General features: G+C 70.8%; 20 protein-coding genes. 8 read left to right on the plus strand and 12 right to left on the minus strand.

What is annotated here, in order from left to right:
* Nucleotides 1–4: 4 nt before the first annotated feature.
* Nucleotides 5–1,585 carry a hypothetical protein gene (locus tag ASC99_RS36365; protein ID WP_057240316.1) on the minus strand — a complete coding sequence of 527 codons (1,581 nt, stop codon included), beginning with the start codon at nucleotides 1,583–1,585 and terminating at the stop codon, nucleotides 5–7.
* A gap of 366 nt (nucleotides 1,586–1,951) precedes the next feature.
* On the opposite strand from ASC99_RS36365, the gene ASC99_RS36370 reads away from it, so the two are divergent.
* The gene (locus ASC99_RS36370; RefSeq protein ID WP_082598924.1) at nucleotides 1,952–3,277 is read left to right on the plus strand and encodes an MFS transporter; all 1,326 of its coding nucleotides are present in this window, start codon (nucleotides 1,952–1,954) and stop codon (nucleotides 3,275–3,277) included.
* A 39-nt stretch (nucleotides 3,278–3,316) separates the two neighbouring features.
* Here ASC99_RS36370 and ASC99_RS36375 read toward each other — a convergent pair whose 3' ends face one another.
* The 8 genes from ASC99_RS36375 to ASC99_RS36410 are packed head-to-tail and all read right to left on the minus strand — an operon-like array spanning nucleotide 3,317 to nucleotide 10,108.
* Nucleotides 3,317–3,712 carry a metal-sulfur cluster assembly factor gene (locus tag ASC99_RS36375; RefSeq protein WP_255359311.1) on the minus strand — a complete coding sequence of 132 codons (396 nt, stop codon included), beginning with the start codon at nucleotides 3,710–3,712 and terminating at the stop codon, nucleotides 3,317–3,319.
* Between the two features lie 20 nt (nucleotides 3,713–3,732).
* Nucleotides 3,733–4,179, minus strand: a complete 447-nt coding sequence (gene sufU / locus ASC99_RS36380) for a Fe-S cluster assembly sulfur transfer protein SufU (protein ID WP_057240318.1) — start codon at nucleotides 4,177–4,179, stop codon at nucleotides 3,733–3,735.
* Between the two features lie 14 nt (nucleotides 4,180–4,193).
* Nucleotides 4,194–5,447 (minus strand): cysteine desulfurase, encoded by a 1,254-nt coding sequence (locus tag ASC99_RS36385; RefSeq protein ID WP_057240422.1) that lies wholly within the window; start codon nucleotides 5,445–5,447, stop codon nucleotides 4,194–4,196.
* A gap of 29 nt (nucleotides 5,448–5,476) precedes the next feature.
* A complete protein-coding gene (gene sufC, locus ASC99_RS36390; RefSeq protein WP_057240320.1) occupies nucleotides 5,477–6,241 on the minus strand; it encodes a Fe-S cluster assembly ATPase SufC in 765 nt (254 codons plus the stop codon).
* Between the two features lie 6 nt (nucleotides 6,242–6,247).
* Nucleotides 6,248–6,565, minus strand: a complete 318-nt coding sequence (locus ASC99_RS36395; RefSeq protein ID WP_057240322.1) for a bifunctional 3-phenylpropionate/cinnamic acid dioxygenase ferredoxin subunit — start codon at nucleotides 6,563–6,565, stop codon at nucleotides 6,248–6,250.
* Nucleotides 6,566–6,569: 4 nt separating this feature from the next.
* Nucleotides 6,570–7,802, minus strand: coding sequence for a Fe-S cluster assembly protein SufD (gene sufD / locus ASC99_RS36400; protein ID WP_057240324.1), 1,233 nt, complete (start codon nucleotides 7,800–7,802; stop codon nucleotides 6,570–6,572).
* A 54-nt stretch (nucleotides 7,803–7,856) separates the two neighbouring features.
* Nucleotides 7,857–9,272, minus strand: a complete 1,416-nt coding sequence (gene sufB / locus ASC99_RS36405; protein WP_057240325.1) for a Fe-S cluster assembly protein SufB — start codon at nucleotides 9,270–9,272, stop codon at nucleotides 7,857–7,859.
* Nucleotides 9,269–10,108, minus strand: coding sequence for a metalloregulator ArsR/SmtB family transcription factor (locus ASC99_RS36410; protein ID WP_157531975.1), 840 nt, complete (start codon nucleotides 10,106–10,108; stop codon nucleotides 9,269–9,271). The genes sufB and ASC99_RS36410 overlap by 4 nt, the downstream gene beginning before the upstream one ends.
* 176 nt (nucleotides 10,109–10,284) lie before the next feature.
* On the opposite strand from ASC99_RS36410, the gene ASC99_RS36415 reads away from it, so the two are divergent.
* Complete coding sequence (locus ASC99_RS36415) at nucleotides 10,285–11,208, plus strand: ABC transporter ATP-binding protein (RefSeq protein WP_057240328.1); 924 nt, start codon at nucleotides 10,285–10,287, stop codon at nucleotides 11,206–11,208.
* Complete coding sequence (locus tag ASC99_RS36420) at nucleotides 11,205–11,969, plus strand: ABC transporter permease (protein ID WP_057240329.1); 765 nt, start codon at nucleotides 11,205–11,207, stop codon at nucleotides 11,967–11,969. Before ASC99_RS36415 ends, ASC99_RS36420 begins: the two co-directional genes overlap by 4 nt.
* Nucleotides 11,970–11,976: 7 nt before the next feature.
* Here the strand turns inward: ASC99_RS36420 and ASC99_RS36425 are convergent, their stop codons facing one another.
* A complete protein-coding gene (locus tag ASC99_RS36425) occupies nucleotides 11,977–13,224 on the minus strand; it encodes a choice-of-anchor A family protein (RefSeq protein ID WP_057240331.1) in 1,248 nt (415 codons plus the stop codon).
* Nucleotides 13,225–13,424: 200 nt separating this feature from the next.
* On the opposite strand from ASC99_RS36425, the gene ASC99_RS39270 reads away from it, so the two are divergent.
* Genes ASC99_RS39270 through ASC99_RS36435 form a run of 3 tightly spaced genes read left to right on the plus strand, consistent with a single transcriptional unit; the run spans nucleotide 13,425 to nucleotide 15,867 of the window.
* Nucleotides 13,425–13,580 (plus strand): hypothetical protein, encoded by a 156-nt coding sequence (locus tag ASC99_RS39270; protein ID WP_157531976.1) that lies wholly within the window; start codon nucleotides 13,425–13,427, stop codon nucleotides 13,578–13,580.
* Nucleotide 13,581: 1 nt separating this feature from the next.
* The gene (locus tag ASC99_RS36430) at nucleotides 13,582–14,841 is read left to right on the plus strand and encodes an acyltransferase family protein (protein WP_235502791.1); all 1,260 of its coding nucleotides are present in this window, start codon (nucleotides 13,582–13,584) and stop codon (nucleotides 14,839–14,841) included.
* A gap of 57 nt (nucleotides 14,842–14,898) precedes the next feature.
* Nucleotides 14,899–15,867 (plus strand): heme A synthase, encoded by a 969-nt coding sequence (locus ASC99_RS36435; RefSeq protein ID WP_369824317.1) that lies wholly within the window; start codon nucleotides 14,899–14,901, stop codon nucleotides 15,865–15,867.
* Between the two features lie 55 nt (nucleotides 15,868–15,922).
* Here the strand turns inward: ASC99_RS36435 and ASC99_RS36440 are convergent, their stop codons facing one another.
* The gene (locus ASC99_RS36440) at nucleotides 15,923–16,264 is read right to left on the minus strand and encodes a hypothetical protein (protein ID WP_369824316.1); all 342 of its coding nucleotides are present in this window, start codon (nucleotides 16,262–16,264) and stop codon (nucleotides 15,923–15,925) included.
* Between the two features lie 88 nt (nucleotides 16,265–16,352).
* On the opposite strand from ASC99_RS36440, the gene ASC99_RS36445 reads away from it, so the two are divergent.
* Nucleotides 16,353–16,994, plus strand: coding sequence for a DUF2461 domain-containing protein (locus ASC99_RS36445; RefSeq protein WP_057240337.1), 642 nt, complete (start codon nucleotides 16,353–16,355; stop codon nucleotides 16,992–16,994).
* Between the two features lie 38 nt (nucleotides 16,995–17,032).
* Here the strand turns inward: ASC99_RS36445 and ASC99_RS36450 are convergent, their stop codons facing one another.
* Nucleotides 17,033–17,974: a heme o synthase gene (locus tag ASC99_RS36450; RefSeq protein ID WP_082598934.1), complete on the minus strand. Its 942-nt coding sequence runs from the start codon at nucleotides 17,972–17,974 to the stop codon at nucleotides 17,033–17,035.
* Between the two features lie 446 nt (nucleotides 17,975–18,420).
* On the opposite strand from ASC99_RS36450, the gene tkt reads away from it, so the two are divergent.
* Nucleotides 18,421–20,517: a transketolase gene (gene tkt, locus ASC99_RS36455; protein ID WP_057240341.1), complete on the plus strand. Its 2,097-nt coding sequence runs from the start codon at nucleotides 18,421–18,423 to the stop codon at nucleotides 20,515–20,517.
* Nucleotides 20,518–20,531: the final 14 nt, after the last annotated feature.

Below are 20,531 nucleotides of genomic sequence, written 5' to 3' on the forward strand. Positions count from 1 at the left end.
CTCGTCAGCCGTTCTGCTGGGAGCGCGCCTTGAACGCGGCCTTCCGGGCTTCCTTGGCCACCGTACGGTTCAGGTGCAGCTCGCCGATCGCCTCCAGCACGTCTGCCGTGTACGGGTGCCGGACGCGCCACAGCTCGCCGAAGTAGCTGGCCGGGTTGTCGGTCACCGGCAGCTCGGCGATCAGCCGGTGCAGCACCTCCGCCTCGCCCTCGCTGGTCAGCAGCTGAGCCGCGAAGCCGTCCACCATCGTCCACAGCACCATGCCGCGCTCCGGTGCCGTCACCTCCTGGCCCTGCCCGCGCAGCCAGGCCCGGACCGCCCCGCCCAGCTCCGGGTCGTCCAGCACCTCGACCGCGGCCGGCCGGGCCGCCTCGCCGATCGTCTCCAGCGCCTGCACGCTGAGCAGCCGCCGGACCGGGCTGTACGGGTCGGTGCCCCGGGAGGCCGCCAGCAGCTCCCGCGCGGCGGTCTCCGGGTCACGTCCGGCCAGCCAGACCAGCATCTCGCGCTCGGGCAGCACGTTCGCGGTCTCGGAGATCGCACGCAGCAGGGCCTCGGCGTCGCCCTGCGCCAACTCGCCCACCAGCGGGGCGTCGTAGCCCTCCTCGAGCAGCCACTGCCGGACCCCGTACTGGCCGAGCGGGGTCAGCCGGACCATCCCGAAGCGGGCCGACTCCTCGTCGCTGAGCTCGCCCTCGCCGACCGGGGAGTCCTCCTCTTCGAACAGCTCGGGGTCGATCGGCTGGTACTCCAGCAGACCCATCTCCGCCAGGTCAGCCAGCATCGGATCCAGAGCGATCATCAGATCGGTGATGTCGCCGAGCAGTTCCTCGTCCGGCTCCTCGCCCTCCGGCACCACCAGCAGCGCGGCCAGCACGCCCAGCGGCACGGTCTCCTCGCCCGGCTCGGCGAAGGCGGTGGTCTCGTAGAGCACCTGGAGCGCCTCGTCCAGCAGCTCGGCCGCCGCCTTGCGGGACTCCTCCACCGCCGCGAGCCGCTCCTCGTCGTCCTCCTCGGCCTCGGCCTCCTCGTCCGCCAGGTCCAGCGAGTCCGCCTCGGTGGCCAGCTCCCGGACGATCCCGGCGGCGGTCAGCCAGAGCTCCAGGACGGTCTCCTCGTCGCCCGCCTCGGCCGGCTCCAGGTCCGGGCCCGGGATCGCCACGTGCTCGCCCGCCTCGGTGGTACCGATCTCCACCAGGTCCAGGTCGCAGGCCAGCGACCAGGACCGCATCGCCTCGACCTCGGCCTCCTCGCCCGTCCCGAGACCGAGCAGCTCGGCGGCCGGCGCCCGGTCCTCGCCGACCAGGTCGCCGAACTCGTCCACCGGGCGGTGCGGTGCGGCCCAGCGGGCCAGCTTCAGCGCCTGCGCGATCAGCGGCACCGCGAGCGCGGCCTCGGCCAGCTCCCGCTCGGAGGGCAGCTGGATCGGGGGCACCAGCACCGCCGCGTCGTCCTCGTCCTCGTCCTGCCCGTGTGCGGCGAACGCGCCGTACAGGTCGGCCAGGTCGTAGTCGGCGGGCAGCAGGCGCTCCGTGGCCGCCTGGTCCGACGGGTTGTCAGGGGTGCTGCTGCTGCGTCCGGACATCGTTACTAGGTCTCCCCGGTTGTGGCGGTGGTCACTGCCCGACGAGCCGGATGGGTAACGGCCCGTCGGCTCAGCGTATCCGCAGCAGCCCCGGCATGCCGGAGCCGCACGCCGAGCCGCCCGGACACCACCTCGCCGGGGGACCGCCGGGACCTGACGACGTGGCAGAGATGACACTCAGGACCGGCCTGGCGCGCTCCCCGCGCCACGTATCCTGCATCAGGCGCGGTGCACAACCCTCGTACCGGCCGACGGGCAACGAAGCCCACCCCCCTCACCCCCGCCCCACCAGGGCTTCGCACGTCCGGCCACCACCCATGGGCCCGGGCCGGTCCCGGTGGTGCCCGGCCACAGGAGATCCCTGACATGGCGGACCTCTCCCCCGCCGGCGCCCGACTGTCCACCGCACAGTTCGAAGGACGCCGACTCTCGGAGGCCCTGCTCCCCCTGGAGCTCGCACCACGCACGCAGCTCCAGCTCGCCGCGATCAGCCGCTGGAACGCGCTGCGCGGCATCCGGGTCGGCCTGGTGGCCGCCGCCCTGCTGTTCCTGCTGATCGGCGCCAACCTGGCCACCCCGATCTACCCGGTGCTCCAGCGGCAGCTCGGCCTGACCGCGCTCGACACCACCGTCCTCTTCACCGTGTACGTCTTCGCCCTGGTCCCGGTGCTGGCCGCGGTCGGCCACTGGTCCGACCACCTCGGCCGGCGCGCGATGATCCTGCCCGCCGTGGCCCTGGCGGCCGGCGGCGACGTACTGTTCGCCACCGCAGGCAGCTTCTGGCAGCTGGCCCTCGGCCGGGCCGTCCAGGGCATCGCGGTCGGCTTCGCCACCGGCGCCGCCGGAGCCGCGCTCGGTGACCTGCTGCCCGACCACCCGACGCTGGCCGCCAAGCTCACCCTGGCCTGCTCGGCCGGTGGCGTGGCGCTGGGCCCGGTGGTCGGCGCCACCCTCTCCTCCGGCGAGCACCCGCTGCTGACGCCCTTCCTGCTGCACGCCATCGCGCTGCTGGCGCTCTGCGTCCCGCTCGCCCTGGTGCACCCCCGGATGCCCGGACGCCGACGTGCGCCCGCCGCACCGCCGCGCATCACCACCCCCGCCCACCTGCGCCCGCAGCGCCTGCGGCTGCCGCGCACCGGCCGCCGCGAGTTCCTGCTCGCCTCCGGCGCGGGCTTCGTCTCGTACGCGGTCTTCGGGGTCTACCTCAGCCTGGCCCCGGCCTTCTCCGCCAAGCTGCTGGACACCACCTCCTCGCTGACCGGCGCGGTGGTCGCCGCCCTGCTGCTCGGCTCCTCCGCCACCGCCCAGCTGCTGGTGCCGCCGACCGCCGACCGCGTGGTGGTCGCCCTCGGCATGGCCGGCCTGGCCGCCGGGCTGGCCCTGGTGGTCACCGCCCTCTACACCGGCACCCCGGCCCTGCTCTTCCTGGGCAGCGTGCTCGGCGGCTGCTGCCAGGGCGTGGCCTTCCGCTCGCTCTTCACCACCGCCGTCGCCGCGATGAACCCGGAGCGACGCGGCAGCGAGCTCTCCACCCTCTGGGTGATCGTCTACCTCGGCTCCTCCCTCCCGATCGTCGCCGTCGGCGCCCTGACCCAGCGCTACGGCCTGCTCCCGGCCGTCAGCGGCTTCGTCTGCGTCGCGGCGCTGGCCTGCCTCGGCCTGGCGGGCGTGGTGCTCCGCAAGACCAGGTAGGGCATACGGCAAGGGCCCGGCACTCCGTGGTGGAGCTGATCAGACGTTGAAGCCGAGCGCGCGGAGCTGGTCGCGGCCGTCGTCGGTGATCTTGTCCGGGCCCCACGGCGGCATCCAGACCCAGTTGATCCGGAGATCCTGGACCAGGCCGTCGGTGGCGGTCTTCGCCTGGTCCTCGATCACGTCGGTGAGCGGGCAGGCCGCCGAGGTGAGGGTCATGTCGATGGTGGCCACGTCGGACTCGTCGATGTGGATGCCGTAGATCAGGCCCAGGTTGACGACGTCGATGCCCAGCTCGGGGTCGACGACGTCCATCAGGGCCTCGGTCAGGTCCTCGACGGAGACGGTGCCGGCCGTGGTGCCGACGATCACGGTCGGGCCCTCGGTCGAGGGCGCCGCCGCCTCGGCCGGCGTGCCGGTCTCGGTGTCGCTCATGAGTGCTTCCTTAAAGGTCGTCAGACGGCGGGGTGTTCGGCGAGCGCCTTTGCGGTGGCGTCCTTCCAGGCCATCCAGCTCAGCAGCGCGCACTTGACCCGGGCCGGGAACTTGGAGACACCGGCGAACGCGACCGCGTCCTCCAGCACGTCCTCGTCGCCGACGCCCTTGCCCTTGCTCTGCATGAGCTCCAGGAAGGCCTCCTGGATCGCCTGCGCCTCGCCCACGGACTTGCCGACCACCAGGTCGTTCAGCACCGAGGCGCTGGCCTGGCTGATCGAGCAGCCCTGGGACTCGTACGAGACGTCGGCGATGACCGCGCCGTCGAGCCGCACCCGCAGGGTGATCTCGTCACCGCAGGTCGGGTTGACGTGGTGCACCTCGGCGTCGCCGTCCCGCAGCCCCTTGCCGTGGGGGTTCTTGTAGTGCTCCAGGATGATCTCCTGGTACATCGAGTCGAGCTTCATTCCGCGCTCACCCCTCAGCCGAAGAAGTTCCGGACGTGGTGCAGGCCGTCGATCAGTGCGTCGACATCGGCCGGCGTCGAGTACAGGTAGAACGACGCCCTGGTGGTCGCCGGAATTCCGTACCTCAGGCAGACCGGCCGCGCGCAGTGGTGGCCGACCCGGACCGCGATGCCCTGCTCGTCGAGCACCTGGCCGACGTCGTGCGGGTGGATGTCGCCGAGCACGAACGAGATCGCCGCGCCCCGGTCGACAGCCGTGCGCGGGCCGATGATCCGCAGGTCGGGGACCTCGAGCAGCCGCCGCACCGCGTACTCGGTGAGGGTGTGCTCGTGCGCGGCGATCCGGTCCATGCCGATGGCCGACAGGTAGTCGATGGCCGCACCGAGCCCGACCGCCTGGGCGATCGGCGGGGTGCCCGCCTCGAACTTGTGCGGCGCCGGGGCGTAGGTCGAGGCGCCCATGGTGACGGTCTCGATCATCTCGCCGCCGCCGAGGAACGGCGGGAGGTCCTCCAGCAGCTCCTGACGGCCCCACAGCACACCGATGCCCGTCGGGCCCAGCATCTTGTGGCCGGTGAAGGCGACGAAGTCGGCGCCCAGCTCCTGCACGTCCAGCACCATGTGCGGGACGGCCTGCGAGGCGTCGATCAGCACCAGCGCGCCGACGTCCTGGGCGCGCCGGACGATGGCCTCGACCGGGTTGACCGTGCCCATCAGGTTGGAGACCAGCGTGAAGGAGACGATCTTCGTCTTCTCGGTGATCAGCTCGTTGATGTTCGACAGGTCGAGCCGGCCCTCGTCGGTCAGGCCGAACCACTTCAGCTTCGCGCCGGTGCGCTGCGAGAGCAGCTGCCACGGCACGATGTTGGAGTGGTGCTCCATCTCGGTGATGACCACCTCGGCGTCGGCGTCGACGCGGTACGGCTCGTCGGCCCAACCCAGCATGTTGGCAACGAGGTTGAGCGACTCCGAGGCGTTCTTGGTGAAGATCACCTCGTCCCGGCTCGGCGCGTTGATGAACGCCGCGACCTTGTCGCGGGCGCCCTCGTACAGCGCCGTGGCCTCTTCGGCCAGCACGTGCACGCCGCGGTGCACGTTGGCGTTGTGCCGCTCGTAGTAGCCGTTCAGCGCGTCGAGCACCTGCTGGGGCTTCTGCGAGGTCGCCGCGTTGTCCAGGTAGACCAGGGGCTTGTCGTCGTGCAGCACGCGCTGCAGGATCGGGAAGTCCTTGCGGATCGTCTCGCCGAACTCCTGTGCCTCGGCCAGCAGACCGGCGAGCGCCGAGTCGGGATGTGTTGTCACTCGGAAGCGCCACCCTTCACATAGGCCGCGTAGCCCTCGTTCTCCAGCTTGTCGGCGAGCTCGGCGCCACCGGACTCGACGATCCGGCCGGCCGAGAAGACGTGCACGAAGTCGGGCTTGATGTACTTCAGGATCCGGGTGTAGTGGGTCACCAGCAGGGTGCCCACCTCGCCGGAGGAGGCGACCCGGTTGATGCCCTCGGAGACCTGACGGAGCGCGTCGACGTCGAGGCCGGAGTCGGTCTCGTCGAGGATCGCGATCTTCGGCTTGAGCAGCTCCAGCTGGAGGATCTCGTGGCGCTTCTTCTCGCCGCCGGAGAAGCCCTCGTTCACGTTGCGCTCGGCGAAGGCCGGGTCCATCTGGAGGGTCGACATCGCCTCCTTGACCTCCTTGACCCAGGTCCGCAGCTTGGGGGCCTCGCCGCGGATGGCGGTGGCGGCGGTGCGCAGGAAGTTGGAGACCGAGACGCCGGGGACCTCGACCGGGTACTGCATGGCCAGGAAGACGCCGGCCCGGGCGCGCTCGTCGACGGTCATCTCCAGCACGTTCTCGCCGTCCAGCAGCACCGAGCCGCTGGTGACGGTGTACTTCGGGTGCCCGGCCAGGGTGTACGCCAGGGTGGACTTGCCGGAGCCGTTCGGGCCCATGATGGCGTGGGTCTCACCCTGCTTGACCGTCAGGTCGACGCCCTTGAGGATCTCGCGGGGACCGCTCTCGGTCTCGACGGAGACGTGCAGGTCACGGATTTCAAGCGTTGCCATATGTACTCAGGACTCCTGGTTGACGGAGACGAGCACATCGTCCCCTTCGATCTTTACGGGGTAGACGGGGACCGGCCTGGTCGCGGGCAGGCCCGAGGGCTTGCCGCTGCGCAGGTCGAAGCTGGAGCCGTGCAGCCAGCACTCGATCGCGCAGTCCTCGACCTCGCCCTCCGAGAGCGAGACGTTCGCGTGCGAGCAGATGTCGTTGATCGCGAACACCTCGCCCTCGGTGCGGACGATCGAGACCGGTACGCCGTTCAGCTCGACTCGCTTGGGGGTGTCCTCCGCCAAGTCGGCCAGCGAGCAGGCTCGGAGAAAGGTCATCGGGTCAGACCGTCGCTTCCAGCTCGGCCTCGATCTTCTCCATGAGCTGGTCCTGGATCTCGGCGACGCCGATCTGCTGGACCAGCTCGGCGAAGAAGCCGCGGACCACCAGACGGCGGGCGTCGTCGGCCGGGATGCCACGGGACTGCAGGTAGAAGAGCTGCTCGTCGTCGAAGCGGCCGGTCGCGGAGGCGTGGCCCGCACCGACGATCTCGCCGGTCTCGATCTCCAGGTTCGGGATCGAGTCGACCCGGGCGCCGTCGGTGAGCACCAGGTTGCGGTTGTGCTCGTAGGTGTCGGTGCCCTCGGCGGTGGCGCGGATCAGCACGTCGCCGACCCAGACCGCGTGCGCGTCCTTGCCCTGCAGGGCGCCCTTGTAGACCACGTTCGACCGGCAGTGCGGGGTGTCGTGGTCGATCACCAGGCGGTGCTCCAGGTGCTGGCCGGCGTCGGCGAAGTACAGGCCGTACAGCACGGCCTCGCCGCCGGGGCCCGCGTAGTTGACCCGCGGGTGCAGCCGGACCAGGTCGCCGCCGAAGGTGACCACGACGGACTTGAGCGAGGCATCCCGGCCGATCAGCGCGGTCTGCTGGGCGGCGTGCACCGCGTCCCGGTCCCAGTCCTGGATCGAGACGAAGGTGAGCTTGGCGCCGTCGCCGAGCACCAGCTCGACGTTGGCGGCGCGGACGCCGGTGCCGGTGTGGTTGAGCACCACGACCGCCTCCGCGAACGGCTTGACCTCGATCAGCACGTGGGCGAAGGCGACGCCGCCCTCGCCGTGCACGTCGATCTTCACCGGCTCGGTGAGCACGGCGTCCTGGGGCACCGTGACGACCAGCGCCTGGGTGAAGGCGCTGTACGCCTGCGCGGCGACCCGGTCGACCGGCTTGCCGGCCTTGCCGAGCCGGGCGTCGTCGCGGCCGACGGTCTCGGCGGTGACGCCCTCGGGCAGCACGAACTCGACCTTGTCGGTACCCGACGCGCCGTCGGCCGCGGTGCCGTCGTGCAGGCCGAGGAGACGGTGCATCGGCGTGAACCGCCAGTCCTCCTCGCGGCCGTTCGGCACCGGGAAGTCGGTCACGTCGTACGAGGGCTTGACCGCGACGCGGGCGTCGATCGGCTGCTGCACGGTGGCCCGGCCGGTACCGGGACCGGCCAGCTGCGCACCGGCGCCGGCGGTGCCGACCTCGATCGAACCGGCGGTCGTGGAGCCGGTGGTGTTCTGAACGTCAGCCATAGCTGTCGTAGTGCTCTCTTTCTGGAAAACGGACTGGACCACGAGCGGCTGGCGTCAGCCGACCGAGCCCTCCATCTGCAGCTCGATCAGCCGGTTGAGCTCCAGCGCGTACTCCATCGGCAGCTCACGCGCGATCGGCTCGACGAAGCCACGGACGATCATCGCCATCGCCTCGAACTCGGTCATGCCACGGCTCATCAGGTAGAAGAGCTGGTCCTCGCTGACCTTGGAGACGGTGGCCTCGTGACCCATCGACACGTCGTCCTCGCGGACGTCCACGTACGGGTACGTGTCCGAGCGGGAGATGGTGTCGACCAGCAGCGCGTCACAGAGCACGTTGGACTTGGCGCCCTTGGAGCCCTCGCCGATCTCGATCAGACCGCGGTACGACGTCCGGCCGCCGCCGCGCGCCACCGACTTGGAGACGATGTTGGAGGAGGTGTTCGGCGCCATGTGCACCATCTTGGCGCCGGCGTCCTGGTGCTGGCCCTCGCCCGCGAAGGCGATCGACAGGGTCTCGCCCTTGGCGTGCTCGCCCATCAGGTAGACGGCCGGGTACTTCATGGTGACCTTGGAGCCGATGTTGCCGTCGACCCACTCCATGGTCGCGCCCTCGTACGCCACGGCGCGCTTGGTGACCAGGTTGTAGACGTTGTTCGACCAGTTCTGGATGGTCGTGTAGCGGCAACGACCACCCTTCTTGACGATGATCTCGACCACGGCGCTGTGCAGCGAGTCCGAGGAGTAGATCGGAGCGGTGCAGCCCTCGACGTAGTGGACGTAGGCGTCCTCGTCGACGATGATCAGCGTCCGCTCGAACTGGCCCATGTTCTCGGTGTTGATCCGGAAGTAGGCCTGCAGCGGGATCTCGACGTGCACGCCCTTCGGCACGTAGATGAACGAGCCGCCGGACCAGACCGCCGTGTTCAGCGCGGCGAACTTGTTGTCACCGGTCGGGATGACGGTGCCGAAGTACTCCTTGAAGAGCTCCGGGTGCTCCTTGAGCGCCGTGTCGGTGTCCATGAAGATCACGCCCTGAGCCTCGAGCTCTTCGTTGATCTGGTGGTACACCACCTCGGACTCGTACTGCGCGGCGACACCGGCGACCAGGCGCTGCTTCTCCGCCTCCGGGATGCCGAGCTTGTCGTACGTCGCCTTGATGTCGGCGGGCAGGTCCTCCCAGGACTCGGCCTGCTTCTCGGTGGAGCGGACGAAGTACTTGATGTTGTCGAAGTCGATGCCGGTGAGGTCCGAGCCCCAGGTCGGCATGGGCTTCTTGCCGAACAGCTTCAGGCCCTTGAGGCGGAGGTTGAGCATCCACTCGGTCTCGGACTTCTTCGCCGAGATGTCGCGGACGACCTCCTCGCTCAACCCGCGCTTTGCGGTGGCACCGGCGGCGTCCGGGTCGGACCAGCCGTACTCGTAGGTGCCCAGACCATCGAGCTCGGGGTGCGAAACGGTGTCAGTCATGCGAGGTTCCTCCGCGCGGACGCAGGTTCGGATGGAGTAGACGTACCGGCAGTCGGCACTGCACCGGGCAGCGGGCGGACGCCTGCTGACGATGCGGCACCGGGTGCCGGCACATAGGTGGTGCAGACCCCGTCGCCGTGGGCGATGGTGGCCAGCCTTTGCACATGGGTGCCCAGGAGCTGGGAGAAGACCTCGGTCTCCGCCTCGCAGAGCTGCGGGAACTGCTCGGCGATGTGCGCGACCGGGCAGTGGTGCTGACAGAGCTGGGCGCCGACCGGGGCCGCCGGAGAGGCTCCCGAGGGCACTCGCCGCACCGTGGCAGCGTACCCGTCGGCACTCAGCGCCTGCGCGAGTGCCTCGGTCCTGGACTCCGCCCCGGCCTGCTCCAGCGCGTCGCGGTAGCGGTCGCCCTGGCGCCCGAACCGGGCCCGGGCGAAGGCAGTGACCGCCTCCTCGCCCGCCTTGCCGCCGCCGACCGCCTCGGAGATCCAGCGCAGCGCGTCGGCCGCGAGCTGGTCGTAGGCCTGGTAGAAGGCGTCCCGGCCGGACTCGGTGAGCGCGAAGACCTTGGCCGGGCGGCCCCGGCCGCGGCTGCCGTAGACCCGCTGTTCGCGGGCGTCGACCAGGCCGGCGGCGGCCAGACCGTCCAGGTGCCGGCGGACGGCGGCGGAGGTCAGGCCCAGCCGGGTGGCCAGGTCTGCGGCGGAGGAGGGGCCGTGGTCGAGGATCGACCGGGCGACCCTGTCCCGGGTGGCGCGGTGGCCGTCCCCCTCGGCTGCGGGCAGCACAGAACCGGGGGCCGACTCGGCCTCCGGCAGCTGGGCATACTCGCGCATGTTTTTCACAACACGATTGTTGCGTAATTCATTCCGTTGCGACAACCCGTGATCCACGACGCATCGGTGGCGTCAATCACGCAGGCAAGGCTTACCTCACTTCTCGCCTGACCTGCGCAAACGATCAACCTGGCCCACGGCAGGGGTGGTAGGGGTCGCCTCATAGACTCCGGGGCATGCATAGCGAACCTGCGGTCGAGGTGACCGGCCTGGTGAAGCGGTACGGGCCGAAGACGGCGGTGGACGGGCTGGACCTGACCATCGCGCGCGGCACCGTGACCGCCGTGCTCGGGCCGAACGGCGCCGGGAAGACCACCACGATCGAGACCTGCGAGGGCTTCCGCCGCCCCGACGCGGGGACGGTCCGGGTGCTCGGCCTCGACCCGGTCGCCGACGCCGCCGCGCTCCGGCCCCGGGTCGGCGTGATGCTCCAGTCCGGCGGCGTCTACCCGGGTGCCCGCGCGGTCGAGATGCTCCGGCACACCGCCAAGCTGCACGCCCACCCGCTGGACGTGGACGCCCTGGTCGAACGGCTCGGCCTCGGCTCCTGCGGCCGGACCGCCTACCGGCGGCTCTCCGGCGGCCAGCAGCAGCGGCTGGCCCTGGCGATGGCTGTGGTCGGCCGGCCCGAGCTGGTCTTCCTGGACGAGCCCACCGCCGGGCTCGACCCGCAGGCCCGCCGGGCCACCTGGGAGCTGGTCCGCGACCTGCGCCGGGACGGCGTCACCGTGGTGCTGACCACCCATCACCTGGACGAGGCCGAGCAACTGGCCGACCGGGTGGCGATCGTGGACGGCGGAAAGGTGATCGCCGGGGGCAGCGTCGAGGAGCTCTGCCGGGGCGGCTCGGAGAGCAGCCTGCACTTCGACGGCCCGGCCGGGCTCGACCTCGGCTCGCTGCACAAGGTGCTGCCGGACGGAGCCGCCGCCACCGAGCCGAGCCCCGGCTCGTACCGGGTCGAGGCGCCACTCGGGCCGGAGCTGCTGGCCACCGTCACCGCCTGGTGCGCCTCGGTCGGGGTGATGCCCGAACGCCTGACGGTGCGTCGGCGCAGCCTCGAAGACGTCTTCCTCGAACTGACCGGCCGGGAGCTCCGATGACCACGTACGAACCCAGGCCCGGCGCCGCGCCGGTCGGCCGGATGCTGCTGGCGCAGACCGCGTTCGAGACCAGGATGCTGCTGCGCAACGGGGAGCAGCTGCTGCTCACCGTGGTGATCCCGACCGTGCTGCTGGTGCTGTTCAGCGCCGTGGACGTGGTCGACGTGACGGGGCCCGGCAAGCGGGTCGACTTCCTGGCGCCGGGGCTGCTGGCGCTGGCGGTGATGTCCACCGCGTTCACCGGGCAGGCGATCGCCACCGGCTTCGAGCGGCGGTACGGCGTGCTCAAGCGGCTCGGCGCCTCGCCGCTGCCGCGCTGGGCGCTGCTGACCGCGAAGACCGGCTGCGTGCTGGTCACCGAGCTGCTCCAGGTGACGCTGCTCGCGGTGATCGCGCTCGGCCTGGGCTGGTCGCCGCAGGGCAGCCCGCTCGCGGTGGCGGCGCTGCTGGTGCTGGGCACGGCCGCGTTCTCCGGCCTCGGGCTGCTGATGGCGGGCACGCTCAAGGCGGAGGCCACGCTGGCCGCCGCCAACCTGGTCTTCGTCCTGCTGCTGCTGGCGGGCGGCGTGGTCGTGCCGCTGTCGAAGTTCCCGGCGGCGGTCCAGCCGGTGCTGGAGCTGCTGCCGATCAGTGCGCTCTCGGACGGGCTGCGGGACGTCCTGCAGAACGGCGCCGGGATGCCCTGGGCGGACCTGGGCATCCTCGGCGCCTGGGCAGCGGTCGGTCTGGGCCTGGCGGCCCGGTTCTTCCGCTGGGAGTGACTACTGGCTAGCGCGAGCGGCGGCGGACGGCCACCGCGATGCCGACACCGGCGCCGAGCACCAGCACACCACCGATGGTCAGCGGCAGCAGGCCGCTGACACCGGTGAAGGCCAGGCCGCCGCCACCGTTACCGGGGGCCGACGCGCTCGGGGCGGGCGTGCCGGGCACCGCGACGGACGGGCCGGCGCTGCCGCCCGGGGTCGGCGTACCACTCGGGGTGGGCTTGCCGCTGGTGCTCGCGGACGGGGTGCCGGACGGCGTGCCGCTGGTGCTCGGCGCCGGAGTGGTCGGCGGGGTGGTCACCACCACGGTGGTAGCCGGCAGGCAGCCGGTGAACGGGTAGTGGTGGGTCTCCGCGCCGCCCTTGCCGGTCAGCGACTTGGCGATCACCGAGCCGTTCACCGGGCCGCCGCTGCCGAGGTCGAAGGCGGCGTTCGGGGCGAGCACGCTGCCCGGCCAGGCGTTGCCGCTCTTCTTGGTCACCTTGGTGGCGTTCGGGAAGTTCCACAGCAGCTTGGCCCGGATCTGGCCACCGGCCGCGCTCTGCTGCTTGTCGTCGTTCACGTACGTCTTGGCGGCCTCGTCCCAGAGGAAGAAGCCGGTGGTACCGGCCTGGTCCTGGTCGTAGGAGTCTTCCACCGAGCTGATCACCGTCACGGAGCCGACCGGCACCTTGAGGTAGAACTCCTTGGCCCCGGTGAGCACGTGCTTCGGGAGGACGAAGCTGTTCAGCGTCGCGTCCGTACCGGTCAGGGTGAGCTTGGTGCCGTCCAGGGTCATCGTCCCCGCACCGGGCTTGACCAGCTCGGCGGAGAGTGACCGCAGCTTGGCGAACTCCGCCGTGAAGTCGATCGGGGACGGGCCCTGGACGACCTTGCCCGCGTGCGCCTCGGCCTTGCCGGTGAGCTTGCCGGCGTAGACGCCGTCGCCCTTCATCACCTGGACGTTGCCGGTCAGGTTGCCGCCGACCACCAGGGCGTTGCCGCCCGGGAGCTTGGCGACCTGGTCGGCCGTCAGCTCGTTGCCGACCGAGAAACCGCCGGTGAAGTCGGCGTTGCCGCCGATCGCGACCGCGCCCTCGGCGTCGGGGGTGTGGGTGTCGTCCCCTTCGACGAACTCGCCGTAGAGGTTGGCCACCCCGAAGGTGCGGCAGTTCTCGGCAGCCGGGGTCGCGAGGGCCGTCGGGGCGACCAGGGCGCCGAGAGCGAGGGAGCCACCGAGCGCGAGCGCGGCGGCGGGTACGGATATGCGCATGTGCAGGATCTCCGCTGTAGGTGCGGCCCAACAGGTATGGGTCAGGGCGCACTCTGTCGAGCAGGACGGGCATTGGTCAAGACCAATGACCGTTCTGGCCGGTACGTCCCGTTCCGTTCGGGATACGCGCAGTGCTTGGCAACGGTGTACGTAATTTCGATCCGATTACAAGCTTGCGCCAGACCAACACAGAACGGACATTGACTCCGAATCAGGTCGTCCGGGTCGACTACGGTCTCCCGAGCAGGCTCCTGCCGCGACTGTCCCGCCACCAGCGCCCCCGGCAGTCCGTCCTGCTCCAGTCCTCGATCACCGCACTGACCGGCGAGGTCTCGGCCCCCGTAGTGGAGGTGTGACGTGTCCTCGTTCCCGCAGCACATCGAGACCATGCAACTGCGCGTCCCGCTGCCCCGGCAGCCGGAGCCGCAACTCGAGCCCGAGCTGCTCGCGACCGATCCGCCGCCCGCCCCCAAGCCCCGCTCGGGCGGCCGGGACCGCTACCTGGACCTGCTGCGCGCGCTGGCGCTGCTCCGGGTGGTGATCTACCACAACTTCGGTTGGGCCTGGCTGCCGCTGGTCTTCCCCTCGATGGGCGTGATGTTCGCGCTGGCCGGCTCGCTGATGGCCCGTTCGCTGAGCCGCCCCGCACTCACCGTGATCCGCGGCCGACTGCGCCGGCTGCTGCCGCCGCTCTGGCTGTTCGGCATCATCACGATCGGCCTGAGCCTGCTGGACGGCTGGGGCCCGAACGCCGAGGGGCACCCCAACTGGTGGTGGGGCAAGCTGGCGTTCTGGATCCTGCCGCTGAGCACCCCGCCGTTCGCCGAGGTCTCCCTGTCCGGCTTCGGCGGCCTGCTGGAGCACGGCTGGGCCGTGCAGGTCGGGGTGCCGCTCTGGTACCTGCGGGCCTACCTCTGGTACGTGCTGCTCTCGCCGCTGATGCTGAAGGCACTGCGCCGCTTCCCGGTGGTCACCATCTTCACCCCGCTGGCGCTGGCGCTCTGCTCCGGCTTCCTACCGGAGGGCGGCGGCCGGATCTGGGAGACCTTCTCGGACTTCACCACCTTCGGCTCCTGCTGGGTGCTCGGCATGGCCCACCAGGAGGGCCTGCTGCGCAAGCTGCCGCAGTACGTCGCGCCCTCGATCGCCCCCCTGGTGATGCTGGCCGGCTACTGGTGGCTGACCAGCCGTCCGGTGCTCGACCCGACCGCGGTCGGCGACCTGGAGAACGTGCCGATCGCGCAGGCCGTCTGGTCCTTCGGCTTCGTCCTGCTGCTGCTCCACCTGAGCCCGTCGTGGCAGGACTGGCCAGGCCCGCTGCAACGCTGGAACGGCCTGATCAGCCTGCTCAACGCCCGGGCGGTGAGTGTCTACCTCTGGCACACCCTGGCCCTGGTGATCTCGATTCCGATCATCGACCTGGCCTGGCGCAGCGACTGGGCAGCCGACCACCTGGCCTGGCTGCTGCGCACCCGCTACCCCCCGCTGCTGGTCGCACTGCCACTGATCGCGCTGTTCGTGCTGGCCTTCGGCTGGATCGAGGACCTCGCCGCCGGCCGCCCACCCCGCCTCTTCCCCTGGCCGCGCCGGATCAAGGGCCGCCGCCGCGCCGCCTAGAGCGGCAGCGGAGGGGGCGCGCATTGATCATCTGTAAGGCGAATTACAGTGATTCCCGTGCATACCCCCTCCTCCCTCCTCGCCGCCCGCTGGCAGCCGACCGCCGTGACCGTCCGGCGGGCCGCGCTCGCCGCCCTGGTGATGAGCGTGGTCATCGTGGTCACCGGCGGCGCCGTCCGGCTGACCGCCTCCGGCCTCGGCTGCTCGACCTGGCCGCGCTGCACTCCCGAGAGCCTGACGCCGACCCCCGAGATGGGCATCAACGGCATCATCGAGTTCACCAACCGGATGCTGACGTACGTGCTCTGCGCGGCGGTCGCCTGGGTCACCCTGGCCGCCCGCTGCCACCGCCCGTGGCGACGGAGCATCACCAAGCTGGGCTGGGCACAGTTCTGGCTGGTGATGAGCAACGCCGTACTCGGCGGCATCACGGTGCTGACCGGCCTCAACCCGTACATCGTCGGCGCACACCTGATCGCCGCGATGGCCCTGGTCTGGGTCGCCCTGCTGACCTGGGAGCGGACCAAGGAGGGTGACGGCGCGCCGGAACCGCTGGTCACCCGGCCGGTCGCCCGGTTCGCCGACGTGCTGGTGCTGGTGATCGGCCTGCTGGTGGTGGCGGGGACGCTGGTGACCGGCGCGGGTCACCATCCGGGCGCCTCCAAGGCGGACGGCAAGCCGGTCTACCGGATCCCGATCGACTACGACCGGCTGGCGCAGCTGCACACCGACCTGGCCTTCCTCTCCTTCGGCCTGGCCATCGCCGCGGTCTTCGTCCTCGCGGCGGTCAAGGCCCCGCCGGCCGCCCGGGCCCGGGCCAAGGAGCTGCTGATCGTGCTGCTCGCGCAGGGCCTGATCGGCTTCGTCCAGTACTTCACCGACGCCCCCGAGGTGCTGGTCGGCCTGCACATGCTGGGCGCCGCCCTGGTCTGGATCGCCGCCCTGCGCATCCCGCTGGCGCTGCGCAGCCGGGCCGGTCTGCCCGCGCCGGCAGCAGTCCCAGCGCAGGAGCTGCAGGACGCCTGACGAGCCAAGACAGAAGGCCCGGACCCGTCATCGGGTCCGGGCCTTCGACGTACCGTCAGCCGCCGATCTGGATACCGGCCATCCGCTTCCACTCGTACGAGCTGGTGCGCACCTTGAGCGCCAGCTCGCCCTCGAAGTCGTCGTGCAGCTTGAGCCCGGCCAGCTCGGCCGCTCGCTTGCCGACGGCGAAGGTCGGGGCGACCTGGTCGCCCCAGGAGCCGTCCGCCCCGACCAGCACGATCCGGGTGGCGGTACGGCCGACGTACTCGACCACACCCTCGGCGCTGCCGCCGTGCTGCTTGGCGAAGCTCTGGATGTTCTTGGCGATGCGCTTGGCGCGGCGCTCGGCGCGGGCGTCCGGCGCGGCGGCGGTGGTGGCGGTGTCTGCGCTGCTCATGTCCGGCATGCTACCGATCAGTAGTCGCACTGGCGACGGGAGCGGCGTGTGGAGCCCAACACACGGGCGGAGTACCTAGGCTGGGGGTGTGACCTTCGAAGGCTGGCCCGCCGAGGCCCTTGAGTTCTACGAGCAGCTGGAGACCGACAACTCCCGGGTCTTCTGGCAAGCCCACAAAGCGCGGTACGAGCACGACGTCCGGGACCCGATGGCGGCCCTGCTGGAGGCCCTGGAGCCGGAGTTCGGGCCCGGGAAGATCTTCCGGCCGAACCGCGACGTCCGGTTCAGCGCCGACAAGTCGCCGTACAAGACGCACATCGGCGGCTACCTGGAGGGCGGCGGCTACATCCAGCTCTCCGCCGACGGACTGGCCTGCGGCAACGGCATGTACCAGCTGGCCACCGACCAACTCGCCCGCTACCGCGCCGCGGTGGCCGAGGACGTCAGCGGCGCCGAGCTGCAGCGGGTGATCGCCGCGGTCGAGGCCGCCGGGCCCAAGGTGCACGGCCGGGACGCGCTGAAGACCGCCCCGCGCGGCTTCGCCAAGGACCACCCGAGGATCGAACTGCTGCGCAACAAGGGCCTGGTGGCCTGGCAGGAGTGGGAGCCCGCCGCCTGGCTGGGCACCCCGCAGGCGCTCGACCGGGTCGTGGGGTTCCTCCGCGCCTCGCAGCCGCTGCGAGCCTGGCTGGACGGACACGTCGGCCCGAGCGAGCTGCCCGGGAGATGAGAAAGGGGCCCCGAGGGGCCCCTTTTCCCGACGGTCCGTCAGGGGATGAACGGGTCCACCGCGATGACCACGAAGAGCAGGGTCAGATAGGTGATCGACCAGTGGAACAGCCGCATCTCCTTGAGCTTGGCTCCGGCCAGACCGGCCTTGGCGCGGGCGTGCAGGCCGTGCGCCTCCTTGAGCCAGAAGCCACCGAGCAGCACCGCCGAGACCGGGTACAGCCAGCTGGTGTGGGCCAGCGGCCAGAGCGCCAGCGAGACCAGCACCATCACCCAGGAGTACGCCACGATCTGCCGGGCCACCGCGAGGTTGCCCTTGAGCACCGGCAGCATCGGGACGCCGGCCCGGATGTAGTCGTCGCGCACCTTCATCGAGAGCGGCCAGTAGTGCGGCGGCGTCCAGAAGAAGATCACCAGGAAGAGCACCAGGGCCGACCAGGAGACCGAGTTCGTCACCGCGGCCCAGCCGACGAAGACCGGCATGCAGCCCGCGATGCCGCCCCAGACGATGTTCTGCGCCGTCCGCCGCTTCAGACCGAGCGTGTAGACGAAGACGTAGAAGAGCAGTGCGGTCAGCGCCAGACCGGCGGCCAGCGGGTTGACCAGCAGGCCGAGCCAGACGGTCGAGCCGATCGCCAGCGCGATGCCGAAGACCAGCGCCTCGCGCGGCGAGACCATGCCGGTCACCAGCGGGCGGCGCTCGGTGCGGGACATCACCGCGTCGATGTCGCGGTCGATGTACATGTTGAGCGCGTTGGCGCCACCGGCGGAGAGGTACCCGCCGATCACCACCCAGAGCACCAACAGCAGATCGGGCACCCCGCGCTGCGCCAGGAACATCACCGGGACGGTGGTGATCAGCAGCAGTTCGATGATCCGAGGCTTGGTCAGTGCGACGAACGCTCCGACACGGGCCCCGATCGGCCGGCGCGCGGGAGTTGTCCCCACCACCCCGGCAGGGCGGGATTCAACGGCGGTCACGGACACCCCAACTCACGATGAATCTTCACAGGCGTCCTCGGAACCAGAATGTGCCGATCCGTCCGCGCTGCGCGTACCACGCCACCTTAGACGCTCCATATACCGCGATCGGCCCCGGGGTCCTCCGGCGAGGCGGAACCGCACACCGGCGGGTGAACCACCGCAAATCGGCCCTTCCCCCGTCTTGCTCCGTGGACGCGCCGACCCGGCCGATCCGGGTGAGGGTAGGACGGGCGGCAGGTGACACGGTATTCGGGAATCCGAGCCGGAAAGTCCTGGTTGTCCCGCCACGCAGGGTGAAGGTCCGCCCGGGCGGTAGGCTCGCACAGAGAAGCGGGATCAACCCTCCGTGACCGGAACCAACGAGACGTCAGGCCCACAGCGACGTGGCTGACCCGGTCCCTCACGGGGTCACTCTTCATATATGGAAGGAGCCCTGAGACAGGGTGAGCACCACGCCGAACGTATTCGAGTGGACCGAGCTGGATCAGCGGACGGTCGACACGGCCCGGGTCCTGGCCATGGACGCGGTCCAGAAGGTCGGCAACGGACACCCGGGGACGGCCATGTCGCTGGCCCCCGCGGCGTACCTGATCTTCCAGCGCTTCCTGCGCCACGACCCCACGGACCCGGCCTGGGTGGGCCGCGACCGCTTCGTGCTCTCTCCCGGGCACACCTCGCTGACTCTCTACACCCAGCTGTACCTGTCCGGTTACGGACTGTCGCTGGACGACCTGAAGGCGTTCCGGGTCGCGGGCAGCCGCACCCCGGGCCACCCGGAGCACGGTCACACCGCCGGGGTCGAGACCACCACCGGCCCGCTCGGCCAGGGCATCGCCAACGCGGTGGGCATGGCGATGGCCGCCCGCTACGAGCGCGGCCTGTTCGACCCGGAGGCCGCCCCCGGCACCTCCCCGTTCGACCACACCATCTGGTCGATCGTCAGCGACGGCGACCTGGAGGAGGGCATCTCCGCCGAGGCGTCCTCGCTGGCGGGGCATCAGAAGCTCGGCAACCTGGTCGCGCTGTACGACGACAACCACATCTCGATCGAGGGCGACACCGACACCGCCTTCTCCGAGGACGTGCTGGCCCGCTACGAGGCGTACGGCTGGCACGTCCAGCGCGTCACCCCGAAGTCGGACGGCGACATCGACGTGCTGGCGCTGGCCGCGGCACTGGACGCGGCCAAGGCCGAGACCTCGCGCCCGTCCATGATCGCGATGCGCACCATCATCGCCTGGCCCGCCCCCGACGCGCAGAACACCGCGAAGGCGCACGGCTCGGCGCTCGGCGAGGCCGAGATCGCGGCCACCAAGAAGGTGCTGGGCTTCGACCCGCAGAAGACCTTCGAGGTCACCGACACGGTGATCAACCACGCCCGCGAGGTCGTGCAGCGTGGCAAGGCCACCCGGCACGAGTGGGAGAAGGGCTTCCACGCCTGGCGCGAGGCCAACCCGGGGCGGGCCGCCGAGTTCGACCGGATCAGCGCCGGTGAGCTGCCCGACGGCTGGGAGAAGGCCGTCCCGGTCTTCCCGGCCGGCAAGGAGGTCGCCACCCGCAAGGCGTCCGGCGACACCCTCAAGGCGCTCGGCGCGGTGATCCCGGAGCTGTGGGGCGGCTCGGCCGACCTCGCGGAGTCCAACCTCACCACGATCGACGAGGGCAGCTCCTTCCTGCCCGAGGGCAACCCGCTGAAGTCGGCCAACCCGTACGGGCGGACCATCCACTTCGGCATCCGCGAGCACGCCATGGGCTCGACCATGAACGGCATCGCGCTGCACGGGAAGACCCGCGTGTTCGGCGGCACCTTCCTGGTCTTCGCGGACTACATGCGCCCGGCCGTCCGACTGGCCGCGCTGATGAAGATCCCGGTCACCTACGTCTGGACGCACGACTCGATCGGTCTCGGCGAGGACGGCCCGACCCACCAGCCGGTCGAGCACCTGGCCTCGCTGCGCGCCATCCCGGGCCTGGCCATGGTCCGCCCGGCCGACGCCAACGAGACCGCGGTCGCCTGGCACACCATCCTGGAGCGGCAGACCAGCCACCCCGGCCCGGTCGGCCTGGCGCTCACCCGGCAGAACGTGCCGACCTGGGACCGCGAGGTCTTCGGCTCCGCCGAGGGCACCGCCAAGGGCGGCTACGTGCTGGCCGAGGCCTCCGACGCGGCGCCGAAGGTGATCCTGATCGCCACCGGCTCCGAGGTCCAGCTCGCGGTCACCGCGCGCGAGGAGCTGGAGGCCGACGGCATCCCGACCCGCGTCGTGTCGATGCCGTCCATCGAGTGGTTCAACGAGCAGGACCAGGCGTACCGGGACAGCGTGCTGCCCCCGAACGTCCGGGCCCGGGTCTCGGTCGAGGCCGGCATCGCGCAGGGCTGGCGTGAGCTGGTCGGCGACGCCGGTCGGATCATCAGCCTGGAGCACTTCGGTGCTTCGGCCGACTACAAGGTCCTCTTCCGCGAGTTCGGCCTGACCGCCGACGCGGTGGCCAACGCCGCCCGCGCCTCGCTGCGCACCGTCGAGGCCATCTCGCGCTAGTCGTACCCCGGGGG

Origin of the sequence: Kitasatospora sp. Root107 (genome assembly GCF_001424875.1) — a bacterium.
Taxonomy (GTDB): Bacteria; Actinomycetota; Actinomycetes; order Streptomycetales; family Streptomycetaceae; genus Kitasatospora.